Below are 12,805 nucleotides of genomic sequence, written 5' to 3'. Positions count from 1 at the left end.
AAATACTGAAATTTTATAGATAACCTCCATCCAAACTTAAATTGATATATGTTTAATACCAGTAACGGTTGCATAGAAACAATATTTATAATATTAAATAAAAATAAGTTAAATACATATATAAAAATATCGTCAGTTGGCTAATTTAATTATATAAATCAGTTTTTTAGGAGATAATAATGGCTATCACAGCATCAGCAGATAAAAGAGTCGAATCAAAATCATTACAAAAAAATGAAGATAATGAAAAAGAGAATAATTAAACAAGCTCAAGAAAAAAAAGAGAAAAAAAAGAGAAAAAATTGTACGAATTAAAGCATACGGAAAAGAAAAAACGGATCAGAAAAGAGCTTCCGAAGAGCAAAGTATACGGGATAAGCTAGAGGGTAACAGATCCTCGCCACAAACCTCGAATGAAGCCACAGTTAAGCTATTGAAAGATAGAAATTTTATTAAAGATCAAGCTTCAGGTTAAATTAAAAATAGTAGGCCTGTCAACGATAAAGCCAAAACATATAACAAAAGCGATTTGAGTAAAGATATAAACAATGTCACCTCGTTAATCAAAGATACAAATTCTCAAATAGAAAGAGAGCCTAAAAAATTTTCCAAAGACGTAAATATCGATACCAGTAAAATTATTTCTCCAGAGGTAGTGGCAAATACAAAGTTTCAGTTAGCAGATATCGATAGCTCTGAGTACAAAGAAAAATATCAAGGTGCGATAGCACTTTACAATGACAAAACAAATACAGTGACACTTGATAAACAGCGTTTTGGTAATCTATCGCCAGACGAGAGGACCAGTGTTTTGGTCCATGAGCTTTCTCATGCGAAAGAAGATACAGACAGCAAAAGCCTCTCAGACACCAAGAAAGATACAGAAGCATCAGCGAGAGCAATAGAAACAAGTACCCTCGCTGCAATTAACCTAGCGAACAATACAAACCTCAAGCTACTCCACATTCTTTTGATGCCGATAAAAATGACAACATTCACCCAATTAGTGTTAATCAATGGAAGGCATCTGAGTATGCTAGAAAACACGGCCTCGAACCACACAATGTCAGATACTTTGACTCTGAGGAAGAGGCGAATGCTTTTCGAAAGGACAATCCGAACTGGTCACCTGGGGAGGATGTGTCAGATATTCTTAATCCGAGCTTCAGCCCAGATTGGGTTATTCCCAATGTCTTAATGCCACTTTTGAATCCTATTGGCTCTGTTGGTGCCGCAGGACCAATTAAGGGGGTGGGACCCCAAATAAGTTCTGTTGCAACTGCAACAAGAGCTACCTTGAAAGGTGTATCAAAAGCAGTATCGAATAAAGGGGCAAAAGAAATTGCAAAAACCGCAGGGAAAGCAACAGTAAAATTAACAACGAAAACTGCCAAAGTACTAGCTAAACACCACGAAGCGGTAGGTGCAGTGGTTCAAGGCCTTTTCTCATCATATAAATCAGGAGAATATTTAGATGCAGCAAGAAGCCTCGAGTCAGGTCAAACACCTGCTTTATTTGACAACACAATAAATTACGTTAATGAACTTGCTTCTCTCGATACACTCGCGAGTACGTCCGGCCCCAACTTTAAAATCTTTAATAATGACAATGAGAGAGAACACGGACCTACGTGGGGTGATAACTACTCACCTCGTGGAGTCACACCTGCATTTTATCATCAACTTGCTGTTAACAGGACAACCGAAAGATCCACCAAACCACTATCTGATCTTTTGGGTGTTTCCCCATCTGGAAAAAAAGAGAGAAAATGGCTCAAAGACCACTCAACTGGGACCTTAAGTCCGCGAGCCCCTGCAAGTATTGCTACGGCTTCTGAGGCGAGAGAAACTTACGTCGTTCATGCTCCTCGGTCGGGTGTTGTTGATGGAAAAAAGGTCTCCGTATTACCGATTGATGTGAAACTTCATGGCGTTATTAATATGACGGGTGGGTGGGGAGCATCGCTTGGTTTAACAACGAATACTGATCAGAACGCCAATCGGGGGACTGGCGAGCCGAAAGCATTTTCTGCTGTTCCGGTAGAGGCTGGCATAGAAACAGGCTACACCATAAACGCAATTTACAACCCAGATAGCCAAAAATTTGAACTTCCAACCAAAGAGAGAGCAGATGGCTCGCTTGGCATTGACACCGACAACATTAACTTTTTTACCAAAGTAAATGGCTTAACGGGTCTTATCGGAGAAGCAAAAGGAGGTGTGAACTTCCAAAAAGACTTTAGACGACCGCAAGCTTCAGGTGCTTATGGAAATCTTAATTTCGTTTTACCAAACGTAGCAAAAAAGTGGACATGGAATGCAGGTGGAGATGGTCTAAAAGCAGCAAAATCTGTTTTTGGCGCGCAACTCGGTTCAAAAATGGTTGCCGGAATAGCAGCTGGTCTACTGTCATATCGTTCCCAAAGTCAGAAAGCCCAAGAAGTAGCAAACACCCTAACAAACTCGGCACTACTAGACCTCGCTTCTAGCGGGCTTGCAGCCTTTGCAGTTGATCAATCAAATCCAGCCGATAAAGAAGTTTCGACACTCGAGGCCTTCATGATTGCAGGTACACAGGGAGAGGCAACTTTAGGTAAACCAGGGGTTCCAAGGGTATCCTTTGACGGTGAACCTAAGACGTTGAAGAAGCCGCCCTCGAGCGCAGCTGTCAAAGATTTACAGGGGCTAGCAGGCTTCACTACCTGGGCTCTGTGGGACCACAATGCTGGAAATTGGGCATCAGAAGAACAATTAACAACGCCCCGCTCGTCCGTCGTTTTAGGGGAAAATACTGTCATACCTTCAGAGATTCTTACAGACCGCAGATTAGGTGCCCCAGTCATCCACCCAAGCCTTGTAAGTCATATAGTGGCTCAATCTAAACCAGTGAACAGTGCCGGGACTATCAGTGAGATCACTCAAGACCCCTTAAACAGCTGGACTCCAGGTGATCCCAGAGTGCAACTACTTAAAATTGGCACAACCGAGAGCGAAGAACCTGCCTATATTATCAACAGGTTTAATCGCTCTGGATTCATTGATAAATCTGAGAGATTTCGTCAAGAGGACGGACAATGGAAAACAGCTGATGGTATCCATAACGAAAGATTAGTTCCATTTACACCTGACCTATATGAAAGTCCGTATGCCGCTCAGTCTGTTTATTCCAAATTAGGCTCAGGAGTCGGCGCAGGTTTTTGGCAGAACGGAGAGTGGGAGAATAATGATTGGTCTACAAATACTAAAATTGCAGAATTTAAAAACGGTTATGCCAAAGTCGAGCGCACCCATGAAAATGGGCTTTATTGGGGCAGTCGTTATGATCAGTACAAAGTGACTTTCCACAACGATGACGGCACTAAAATCTCTGGCCCAACAAAGGAATTCTGGCACTATCAGAATGAAGATAGAACTGAATTCACTGACCCTACAACAGTATTTAGGTCAGCCTAAAACGTAAACCAAGTAAAGGTAAAAACTTCTTCGTCGGCCCAGAGGTAGAAAATTCGCCTCTTTGGGTCGATTTAGTTTTGGCAGTCCGTTTCTTCAAAGCTTTCGCTCCATTCCATTCCAAGCGATGCAGCATTAGATAAAATATCCATGCCTAAAAATCTTCATCGAATAACTCCCTGAAACCAAAATAATTCTCAAAAAAGAAACGGTAAAACCATCGTCAAATATTATTTTGGACGTTGTTTTTTGTTTTAACTGAACAATAATACGGCGTCCAATTAATTCAGGTGAGAGAAAAACAATGAACGTCAAGATTGTAACGCTATGGTTGTTAACATCTTTATCTATGGTCGGCTGTGGCGGCGGCTCTGGTGATTCTGCGACCGCAACAGGTACTGGTGGTTCAGGATCTTCTCTGACTAAAACAGGTAAGTTCTATTACTCGATTTTTAATTACACTGATTCAAGCAAGAAATACCTAATCTCCGAAAATGAAAAATGGGCAGATTTTATTCGCGAGATTTGGGGCAATAACCTTGGAAAGGGTGATTCCGTCCAGACAGCCTTGCCAGCTGACGCTAATCCTCAAAAGCCATCGAAATTAGAGGGAATGATTGATTTCGAGATGCTAGACGCTCAAAACAATCCCATTGATCATAAGAATGGCTTCATAGCCGAGCTGGGTCCAAAGCATTTATACGCCTATTTTATGACAAAAACCATTACCCAAGGAACGCAACTCCCAGCGAGTTTCGAACAGGTAGATGTATTTTCATATTCTAAGGAAGACTTAAAGGGCAAAGTGCCCGTGATCAATTACCTTAGAGACGGCGATATTACCCTGAACCGCCAATGTACTGACTCATCTTTATCGAGAGTAATAAACGAATACGATTTTAAAAGAGGAGACAGGTTTTCGTTCTCATGCCCAGAAGCTCTGAACTTTCTGGCGGCTCAATCGCCTACCGAGTAAAAGGCCAAAGTGATTTCCAGAAAACGCCGTTCGACGAAACACTGATCAATGCAGTCAATAACTTTAAATATCCCGCACTTGTTTTACATAACGAGTCGGCAAAAGGGACAAATTACAAAATCGAAATCGCAGAACTCGACAATTATTAAAAAACAGCAGCGGACAAACCGTTAGGACGCGGTTTGTTCGCTGTTACGCATAGCTGCAGTCATTCCTGCTTTGGCTTTCTTACCAACAAGTACATGTAGTAAACCACTGCCAAGTTTATGCCCAATACGATAACACTCAACACATTCTGCTGATCAAACACTTCGTAGACCTCAAACGGCACGTAGATGGCGCCGCTCACCAATGCAAACCACTCTGTCCACAATAAACCAAACCACAAGCCGTAGGCTTCAATCAGTCTGATGGCGGCATATATCAAGGCGCCAATTACCACCAAGTTTAAATTCGAAGGGGTGAGAATCGCGGCTTTTTCCAGTAATAAACCGGGAAGCTCATTGGCCGGGTTAAGGTGGCAATGCCGTAAAAGATTTTCCAGAAAAGCCTGAATGTTCTGACCTGCAAGTTCATGAATACCGAAGCCCACGAGCAATGAAACAACACCTTTTAATGCTTCAAGTGATGCAATCAATTTTAAGCCGCTTTTTTGTGTCGACATAATCACCTCTGAAAATACCCAGCAGTCACACTCAAGCACGACTGGTAGCGTCACATCAATTAGGCTTAACCGATAACCAAGTGACAAAAAGAATCATGATTACTGACATTTCCCATAGTCAAACGTTCCTATGAAGTTGCGAAATATCTGAGGGCTTATGTTTGTTGAGATGGATCAATGGGAAATTGTTGAATTATCAACCACCTCACCCAGTTAAATGATATTAGTTATCATTAGCTTTACCCGCCTTAAGTGTTATGTTATAACGTACCCAACAATGCAAGAAGGAGTTTCAAAATGAAAGCGGGTATCCACCCTGAATACCGCATAGTGGCGTTTCACGACACTGGCGCAGACAAATACATTATGGTCGGCTCAACTATCCAGACATCGCGCACTGTTGAGCTGGATGGAAAGACTTATCCGTATGTGACGCTTGATGTTTCGTCTCACTCTCACCCTTTTTATACGGGTAAGCAAAAAGTAGCGAAGCAAGACGGTCGTATCGCGCGCTTCAACAAACAGTTCAGTGGTATGAAGGTAGGTAAATAATGCAGGTTCTTAGTTCACTCAAAAGCGCGAAAAACCGCAGTAAAGACTGTCAAGTCGTTAAACGCCGTGGCCGTATCTATGTTATCTGCAAATCGAACCCGCGTTTCAAAGCGGTTCAGGGCAAAGTCAAAAAGAAAAAGTAAGCTCTGAGTGACTTTTCGCCTCTGCCAGCCACGACTATGGCGATAGAGCTAGGTTGAATGATTGCAGGTAGCCGTGAACATCGTCTACCTGTTATTCTTTTGGTCTCAGCGTCGCCGCACCATATGTAAGTGCCTATCTCCCTTCTCTCGCGCTTATTATTTCGCCAATTATAATCGGGAAGTACCAATCACAGACGAGCCACTACGGCTTTCGGTGCGGCTTTAACTGATGTTGGTTGATGGCATAAAATCGCTCAGGATTCAGACGAGCAGTAGATTGCGGCATATGTGGATGAGTAGGGTCAACTGATGAGCCATCGTCGCTCATTGTCTGTACCGCATCATCTTTTCTGTTCTCATGAGCCCGCTCTGACGGCTCATAACCATCAATAATACCGTTTTTCGCCAGCCACTCTTTGCCCCATTCAGGTAACTCATCAAATAAGGGATGTGTTTTGTCGTTCTCATCAAGCTCTCGGCCATCCTCGTTTACGAACTCAGCATCACCGTTGCTGTAAAGCTGGATATACCAGCCGAGTTCCGAGAAATGATCATCAATCTTGTTGAGGATAGGCGTCTCAAGCTCTTCGCTGAAATCAAGCAGTGTCTTATTGTTTTCTTCGAAGTACGCCGACAATTGATGGCTAAGAGAGACTTCATTCAATAAGTACACACCCGTAATCGCGCCGTCATCCTCTACCGCGATTTCACTTTCAGACTCACAGAGCTCATCAACAATCGTGATATGCTCTTCATATTCTTGAAGTATCTCTCTGATTTCCTGCTCTTCACTATCTTCATGCGCGCCACTCTGCCCCTTACGAGAGTCTCTGTCAGCTGCTTGTGCAGCATGTGCGCCCGCATTATTTACAGGTTTAATCGTCAGTGGTGGCACAGACATAGTCTCTTCCTTGTTTTGCAACGTTTAACACTGTTTGTCTTATCGATTCCATGGTCTAACTTATCGTATTGGATTTTTCTCACGCCAGTGCTTCATTGCTGATACTGGCCGTTTAAAACCTTTCAACAGAGAGTCCTTAAAAGGCAAGATAATAGAAACATCACCCCGTTAGTCATCGACGCTCACCGTTGTGGGATCTCATCGTTACCATCAACATACCGAAATAGACGGAAATAGACGGAACGGGCAGTCCGCTTTAGACTCACTCACATAGTATGTGCATTTAGACAAAGAGATTATGTTGATATCTTCGCCAACAGATTTTCGTCTGGCCGCTAAAAAACGGTTACCACCGTTTTTATTTGAATACATTGATGGTGGGTCATATCGGGAAGACACACTGGCCAGGAATTGTACTGATCTCAGCCAAACCGCCCTGAGACAGCGTGTATTAAAAGATATGTCAGCACTGAATCTCTCAACGACGCTGTTTGGTGAAAAGCTTGATTTACCGCTTATATTGGCACCAGTAGGTCTGACAGGTATGTTTGCCCGTCGTGGTGAGGTTCAGGCAGCAAAAGCCGCAGATGCCAGAGGCATACCCTTTACTCTGTCGACAGTTTCTGTGTGCCCAATTGAAGAAGTCGCACCGGCATTAAATCGCCCGATATGGTTTCAGCTTTATGTCCTCAAAGACAGAGGCTTTATGAAGAATGTACTGGAACGCGCGCAGGCTACTGGTGTCAAAACACTAGTGTTTACCGTTGATATGCCCGTTCCCGGCGCAAGATACCGCGATATTCACTCAGGCATGAGTGGTCCGTTTGCAGCTGCACGCCGAGTATTTCAAGCGGTTCGTCATCCCCGCTGGGCTTTTGATGTTGGGCTGATGGGAAAACCGCATGACCTTGGCAATATATCTGCATACAGGGGAAGTCCGACAAAGCTAGATGACTACATCGGTTGGCTCGGCAATAATTTTGACCCTTCTATTTCATGGAAAGATCTCGAATGGATCCGCGATATGTGGCAAGGCAGCATAGTGATAAAAGGAATCCTCGACCCTGAGGACGCGAAAGATGCAGTACGATTTGGCGCTGACGGTATTGTGGTCTCCAACCACGGCGGTCGACAGCTTGATGGGGTTTTATCGACGACAAAAGCGCTGCCTTACGTTGCTGATGCGATAAAAGGTGACACGAAAATATTGGTCGACTCGGGCATCAGGTCTGGGCTTGATGTCGTCCGCATGCTCTCACTCGGCGCAGACTGCGCATTGTTAGGCCGTTCGTTTATCTATGCGCTGGCAGCCAATGGGCAGGCAGGTGTTGAATCCTTACTCGACCTCTATAAGAAAGAAATACAAGTCGCGATGACACTCACTGGCGCAAAATCGGTCGATGGGCTGGATTCAAGTTTTTTGGTTAATGGGAAAGTTAGCCTATAGTAAACAACCCATTGTGTAAAAAATAAGTAACGCAATGAATATGGCCGCCTTTGCAGCAATAAGAAAAAAATACATAGTGTATTGGAATAAACTCACGCCTTATGACAACTGTCGCGGTGAATAAACCCAGATATCATAAGGAATGTGATGAAACATCGAAATGTTGCTCTCGCAACGCTCTTAGCTGCTGCGTTATTTGCTGGTTGGGTGCTTCTATACCCGTCACCCATTACCGCTTACGCTTACACCCCTTCTCAAGCCCTGCCATTTGAAGGTGTGCTTGCGGTGAACGATAAATTACGTTCAGCAACTCTGATCCCTCTCCCTCAAGGGCTACGTGGTGGCGAAGACGTAGCGATTGACCAACGTGGTTGTGTGCATACTGGTACCGACAATGGCGATATTCTGCGCCAGTGCCCAGACAGTGGATGGGAAACGCTGGCAAATACAGGTGGACGCCCGCTTGGGCTGGCATTTGATAGCGAAGAAAACCTGATCATTGCTGATGCAGAGAAAGGGTTACTCCTACTAGATCCCGCTTTGACGTTACAAACACTGGTCGACCAGTTTGATGGCAAACCGCTTGGCTTGGCTGACGATCTCGATATTGCCGATGACGGCACAATTTACTTCAGTGACGCGACACTCTATTTCGAGCTTGATCAGGGGAATTTTGAGGGATTATCTGGCAACCCTAGCGGTCGACTCTTTTCTTTCTATCCAAAAGAAAAAACACTCAGTCTTCTTGCTGATAACCTCTACTTTGCTAATGGTGTTGCGGTATCAAAAGACCAACAGTTTGTCTTAGTCAATGAAAGCTATGGCTACAGGACTATGCGCGTGTGGCTGACGCCAGAGCGATATGGACAAACAGAGATTTTTTCTGAAAAGTTTCCGGGTTTCCCTGACGGCATCGCAACCGCTGACGATGGTACATTCTGGTTAACGTTTTACTTACCAAGAAGCGAAGTGCTCGATCTGATCCATACCATGCCATTCATCAAAGAGCTGGCTGCTAAGTTGCCGCAATGGACGGTGCCCCGCCCGACCCACTATGGACTGATTGCACAGTTGAACCAGAATGGCGAAATCATCCAAAGTTTTCACGATGAAACCGCTCAAACACTTGGCGGTATTACCTCAGTGCAGCCCGAAAAAGACAAGCTCTACATCGGTACGCTGGAAGGGCCAAACATCGCCTCTCTTTCTTACTGAAAAATATAATCACAAACCTCAACTCAAACACATTAATGGGCGCATTTGATTGCGCCCTGCTTATATCGTGAAGCCCGCTGTAAGTTATCAGTTTTGCTTATTCTTACTCGAAGAAATTATGGTTAGCTTGTACTTGAAAGCGAAATATTACAAAAGTGAGCAATAGAATAATGAAATGTACAAACTGCGGAAATGGCAAGCTAGAACCTAGCTTTTTGGAAGGCCAATTTCGAGCACATACTTGCTCGTCTTGTGCTGGCAACTGGATATTGATTGAAGATTTTGTTGCGTGGAAAGAGCGAAACCAGGACTATCAGTTCGCTGATGATATTCAGTTTGACACTGAAATATCAGATACCAAAAAAGCACTACTTTGCCCGGTTTCTGGCAGCATTATGCGTAAATTCAAAATATCGGCGCATAACGCACATCGTGTCGATTATAGCAATATGGTTGGTGGTATTTGGCTTGATGAGGGGGAATGGGAACTGCTCAAATCTGAGGGTTTAGCAGGCTCTCTTAACGCCCTTGTTACTTCTGAATGGCAGAAAACAATTCGCAGCCAAAGCGCCAAAGATCATTTTAGTGACATATATAGCGATAGATTTGGCCGAGAGGCCTATGAACAAGCTCAATCTGTCCGGCAGTGGCTGCAAAACCATCCTCAAAAAGCCGATTTAAGAGCCTATTTAATGGCAGAAGACCCATATTCAGCAGAAAAATAAAAGGTCGCACGTTTAGGATAGCCTACCTAAGCGTGCTCGCTATGGCGCCTGAAAGCTGATAATTTTCAGACAACCGCGATCACAACCCCATAGAACAACACGAGAAAGCCACCCACCTCGGCAACGACTAACGACCACATACTGAATGAGATCACCGCTTTCGGCAGGCGATAACGCCCGAGCAGAAATGGCTTTCTAAGTTGATTATCTGTGTCTTGCAGTAAGCCATGAAGCATATAAGTCAAAATGGCATAAACGAAATAAACCAGCACGACAAGCGCGGCCATTGTTTCAATAGTGTCGTCAAGTTGACTGACTTCAGCGAACTTTGCCAGCAAGATCGCCGCAAATGAATACATTAATGACGTGCGGTGACAAATATCGACGTAAGGGTGAGCTTCACCTTTCTCCGACGCCATAATTTGTAAATACTTCCAAATGCCTGTCAGCAATCCAGTGAGAAAAAATAATCCCGCCGCTAACAACGACACCGTTTCTGCTGTTCCCATCACTCCTCCTTGAGGCATTACTCCATGCCTGCTTTATTTTTTGTTGTTTTATCTTCCTTTCGTCGTTTTAAGCTTACGTCTTAGCTCTAAAAGGTTTTGACTCACAACTGTGAATTTGCCCTGTTGCAAGCAGGCAAATGATAAGAAATTAGGCGCAAAGATGAGCATTGCTTCACTTATTAAACCAAAACAGCGTAAGCATAAATTCAGTGAGTCTTTTGTTGCTGCGGAGTCACTGGTGTGTAGACTCTCACACTGCAAACCTTCTTAAAGTCTGTAAATACGTGGAGTAGTAGTATGAAAAAACTCACCTTTATTGCTTTGTTGTCTGTTTTACTCTCAGGCTGTATCACCTACACCAATCAAGAAAAACCAAACGCATCGATGCCAGGGTCTGATCGTGATGAATATGGTTGTATCGGCTCGGCAGGTTACACATGGTGCGAGAGTAAAAATGAATGCGTCCGTTCTTGGGAGCTTGCAAAGGAAGAAGGGTTTGAAAATACACAGGCAGCTTATGATGCGTTCTGCGCCACTAAGTAGCTACCTATGCTAACGCTTTAACATCTTCAGCGGGTCAGCTCATCTTGCTGGCCCTATGAGGCCTCACGATTTTGCCCTCGCGTCACTTAACCTTGATGTCATAACTAACAGGCGACAAAAGTATCAGCATTTGAGCACTGCATCATCGCCTGTGTTTACCACTATCGTTTCACTATCTCGATAGAGCTTCTTCCGATTTGACTGGCTTAGGTTTTGATTGTTCACGCAATTTCACTTTCACATTAAAACCAACGGGCGACATGGTAAAAGCAAATTGCTCAATGACCTCTTCGGCTGCCTGCTGTGGCTCAATCGTGAATTTCTTGAAAAGTGCATTAAAGGCCAGTTTGATTTCCATCATTGCCAGCGAGCGCCCCGGACATAATCTCGTTCCACCGCCGAAAGGCTGAAGTTGTGAGAATGATGCTCCACCGCGTTCTAACCACCGATTCGGATCAAACGTCTTGGGTTGGCTGAACAACTCAGGGTTGAAACCGCTAGCATGCAACATACAGAAAATTGGCGTTCCTTTTTTCAGTGTAATGCCACTAACCACGTTATCTTCTAATGACTCCATATAAATCTGAGGTGCGACGGGTTTAAGTCGCATCGCTTCGTACATAATGGCGGTGGTGATAGGTAGCCTTGGTATCGGCCAAGGCAATGTCTCATACGCATGTTCATTAAGCTCGGTATTTAACTGGCCAGATGTTACCGAATCATAACTCACAAGATAAGCCATCCAAGCCAGCGTGTTTGCGGTGGTATCTTCTCCTGCAAGCAGCAAGGTGACAGCATTAGCGACAATCTCTTTGTCTGTGAGAGTAGGGTCTTGTCGCTGTTCAGATAGCATGACCTGAAGCATATTTTCAGGTGCGTCTGCCAGCTCAGGCTTGTCAGACAGAGCGTTACGCTGTTTTTCAATACATGATGAAACAAAGCGTTTTACTTCATTCAGGCTTTGCTCAAACTGTTTATCTTTGCTGGTTTTGAAAAAGCGCCAGAGCGGAACAGGCGATTTGATTCTTTGGTTGATCGTTGGGAAGACATCACGAAGACTTGCAGAAAGCGGCGTCTCTCCTTTGTCTATTGCATTGAAGTCTTCGCCAAACGCTAAAAGTGACGTTACATCAATGGTATAACGTTTGAATTCATCGACGAGTTCAACGACTTCACCTACTTGGGCTAACATGGCAAATCGGCTTTCTAAACGGCAAGTAATTTCAGCTAACTTCGGGTAAAAGCTTTTTAAATGAGAAGGCTGAAACATGGGCTCTGTAAGCTTTCTTTGATGCTTCCAGCGTTCTCCATCCGCCGAGAAAATACCATTTAGGCCCGCTTCTTCAAAAACGCTTTCAATGCTTTTGATGCGTCGAAACTGCTCTGGTCGCTCTTTCAGTACTGTTTTAATCTGCGCTGGATCAGCAAGAACCAATACATCTTTCATACCGAGTTTGATACGAAATGTATTACCGTATTCTTCTATCCAAGCCAGCATCTGCCGGTGTATGTCTGGTTTTTTTAGTTCACTCACATGGCCAAGCAAGCCGGATTGGGGGGGCATTGGGAGTTGTTGTAGTGTTTGCATGTTGTTTTAAACTCATTGCTCTTCGTAGCATTACTGTACATTGAACGTAAATAAAAAACACCATGCAATTATCAGAATACGAAAGATAAGCC

General features: G+C 43.9%; 13 protein-coding genes. 9 read left to right on the top strand and 4 right to left on the bottom strand.

The features are described 5' to 3' along the window. The first annotated feature begins 529 nt into the window (after nucleotides 1-529). The 3 genes from CS022_RS20755 (at nucleotide 530) to CS022_RS20745 (ending at nucleotide 4,426) form a co-directional block, all read left to right on the top strand. On the top strand, nucleotides 530-1,198 hold the full coding sequence (locus tag CS022_RS20755; RefSeq protein WP_129123855.1) for a hypothetical protein: 669 nt from the start codon (nucleotides 530-532) through the stop codon (nucleotides 1,196-1,198). Next, nucleotides 1,141-3,453 (top strand): hypothetical protein, encoded by a 2,313-nt coding sequence (locus CS022_RS20750; protein ID WP_129123854.1) that lies wholly within the window; start codon nucleotides 1,141-1,143, stop codon nucleotides 3,451-3,453. The genes CS022_RS20755 and CS022_RS20750 overlap by 58 nt, the downstream gene beginning before the upstream one ends. 301 nt (nucleotides 3,454-3,754) lie before the next feature. After that, nucleotides 3,755-4,426, top strand: coding sequence for a hypothetical protein (locus CS022_RS20745; protein WP_129123853.1), 672 nt, complete (start codon nucleotides 3,755-3,757; stop codon nucleotides 4,424-4,426). Between the two features lie 208 nt (nucleotides 4,427-4,634). Here CS022_RS20745 and CS022_RS20735 read toward each other — a convergent pair whose 3' ends face one another. Further along, the gene (locus CS022_RS20735) at nucleotides 4,635-5,090 is read right to left on the bottom strand and encodes a DUF2127 domain-containing protein (protein ID WP_129123851.1); all 456 of its coding nucleotides are present in this window, start codon (nucleotides 5,088-5,090) and stop codon (nucleotides 4,635-4,637) included. Nucleotides 5,091-5,387: 297 nt separating this feature from the next. Here CS022_RS20735 and CS022_RS20730 point away from each other — a divergent pair, with 297 nt between their 5' ends. Together CS022_RS20730 and ykgO are read left to right on the top strand one after the other, a co-directional pair. Beyond that, nucleotides 5,388-5,642, top strand: coding sequence for a type B 50S ribosomal protein L31 (locus CS022_RS20730; protein WP_129123850.1), 255 nt, complete (start codon nucleotides 5,388-5,390; stop codon nucleotides 5,640-5,642). Next, nucleotides 5,642-5,785, top strand: coding sequence for a type B 50S ribosomal protein L36 (gene ykgO, locus CS022_RS20725; protein ID WP_129123849.1), 144 nt, complete (start codon nucleotides 5,642-5,644; stop codon nucleotides 5,783-5,785). Before CS022_RS20730 ends, ykgO begins: the two co-directional genes overlap by 1 nt. A 202-nt stretch (nucleotides 5,786-5,987) precedes the next feature. Here the strand turns inward: ykgO and CS022_RS20720 are convergent, their stop codons facing one another. After that, the gene (locus CS022_RS20720) at nucleotides 5,988-6,686 is read right to left on the bottom strand and encodes a hypothetical protein (protein ID WP_129123848.1); all 699 of its coding nucleotides are present in this window, start codon (nucleotides 6,684-6,686) and stop codon (nucleotides 5,988-5,990) included. Between the two features lie 298 nt (nucleotides 6,687-6,984). On the opposite strand from CS022_RS20720, the gene lldD reads away from it, so the two are divergent. From lldD to CS022_RS20705, 3 genes are all read left to right on the top strand, one after another. After that, on the top strand, nucleotides 6,985-8,133 hold the full coding sequence (gene lldD, locus CS022_RS20715) for an FMN-dependent L-lactate dehydrogenase LldD (RefSeq protein WP_129123847.1): 1,149 nt from the start codon (nucleotides 6,985-6,987) through the stop codon (nucleotides 8,131-8,133). 147 nt (nucleotides 8,134-8,280) lie between these two features. After that, a complete protein-coding gene (locus CS022_RS20710; RefSeq protein ID WP_129123846.1) occupies nucleotides 8,281-9,348 on the top strand; it encodes an SMP-30/gluconolactonase/LRE family protein in 1,068 nt (355 codons plus the stop codon). A gap of 170 nt (nucleotides 9,349-9,518) precedes the next feature. Further along, a complete protein-coding gene (locus tag CS022_RS20705; RefSeq protein WP_129123845.1) occupies nucleotides 9,519-10,073 on the top strand; it encodes a zf-TFIIB domain-containing protein in 555 nt (184 codons plus the stop codon). Nucleotides 10,074-10,138: 65 nt separating this feature from the next. Here CS022_RS20705 and CS022_RS20700 read toward each other — a convergent pair whose 3' ends face one another. After that, nucleotides 10,139-10,582, bottom strand: a complete 444-nt coding sequence (locus CS022_RS20700) for a hypothetical protein (RefSeq protein ID WP_129123844.1) — start codon at nucleotides 10,580-10,582, stop codon at nucleotides 10,139-10,141. A 297-nt stretch (nucleotides 10,583-10,879) separates the two neighbouring features. On the opposite strand from CS022_RS20700, the gene CS022_RS20695 reads away from it, so the two are divergent. Next, entirely contained in the window at nucleotides 10,880-11,125 is a 246-nt protein-coding gene (locus CS022_RS20695) for a hypothetical protein (protein ID WP_129123843.1), read from the top strand. Nucleotides 11,126-11,297: 172 nt separating this feature from the next. Here the strand turns inward: CS022_RS20695 and CS022_RS20690 are convergent, their stop codons facing one another. Further along, nucleotides 11,298-12,713: a cytochrome P450 gene (locus CS022_RS20690; RefSeq protein WP_129123842.1), complete on the bottom strand. Its 1,416-nt coding sequence runs from the start codon at nucleotides 12,711-12,713 to the stop codon at nucleotides 11,298-11,300. Between the last annotated feature and the right edge of the window lie 92 nt (nucleotides 12,714-12,805).

This window comes from Veronia nyctiphanis (assembly GCF_004116385.1).
Taxonomy (GTDB): Bacteria; Pseudomonadota; Gammaproteobacteria; order Enterobacterales; family Vibrionaceae; genus Veronia; species Veronia nyctiphanis.
This window is presented reverse-complemented; position numbering and strand designations above follow the sequence as displayed.

Bases quoted from the DNA above. Each gene is read 5' to 3' on its own strand.
- lldD (WP_129123847.1), top strand. From the start codon at position 6,985: ATGTTGATATCTTCGCCAACAGATTTTCGTCTGGCCGCTAAAAAACGG.
- ykgO (WP_129123849.1), top strand. From the start codon at position 5,642: ATGCAGGTTCTTAGTTCACTCAAAAGCGCGAAAAACCGCAGTAAAGAC.
- CS022_RS20720 (WP_129123848.1), bottom strand. From the start codon at position 6,686: ATGTCTGTGCCACCACTGACGATTAAACCTGTAAATAATGCGGGCGCA.
- CS022_RS20705 (WP_129123845.1), top strand. From the start codon at position 9,519: ATGAAATGTACAAACTGCGGAAATGGCAAGCTAGAACCTAGCTTTTTG.
- CS022_RS20745 (WP_129123853.1), top strand. From the start codon at position 3,755: ATGAACGTCAAGATTGTAACGCTATGGTTGTTAACATCTTTATCTATG.
- CS022_RS20700 (WP_129123844.1), bottom strand. From the start codon at position 10,582: ATGGGAACAGCAGAAACGGTGTCGTTGTTAGCGGCGGGATTATTTTTT.
- CS022_RS20735 (WP_129123851.1), bottom strand. From the start codon at position 5,090: ATGTCGACACAAAAAAGCGGCTTAAAATTGATTGCATCACTTGAAGCA.
- CS022_RS20695 (WP_129123843.1), top strand. From the start codon at position 10,880: ATGAAAAAACTCACCTTTATTGCTTTGTTGTCTGTTTTACTCTCAGGC.
- CS022_RS20710 (WP_129123846.1), top strand. From the start codon at position 8,281: ATGAAACATCGAAATGTTGCTCTCGCAACGCTCTTAGCTGCTGCGTTA.
- CS022_RS20730 (WP_129123850.1), top strand. From the start codon at position 5,388: ATGAAAGCGGGTATCCACCCTGAATACCGCATAGTGGCGTTTCACGAC.
- CS022_RS20690 (WP_129123842.1), bottom strand. From the start codon at position 12,713: ATGCAAACACTACAACAACTCCCAATGCCCCCCCAATCCGGCTTGCTT.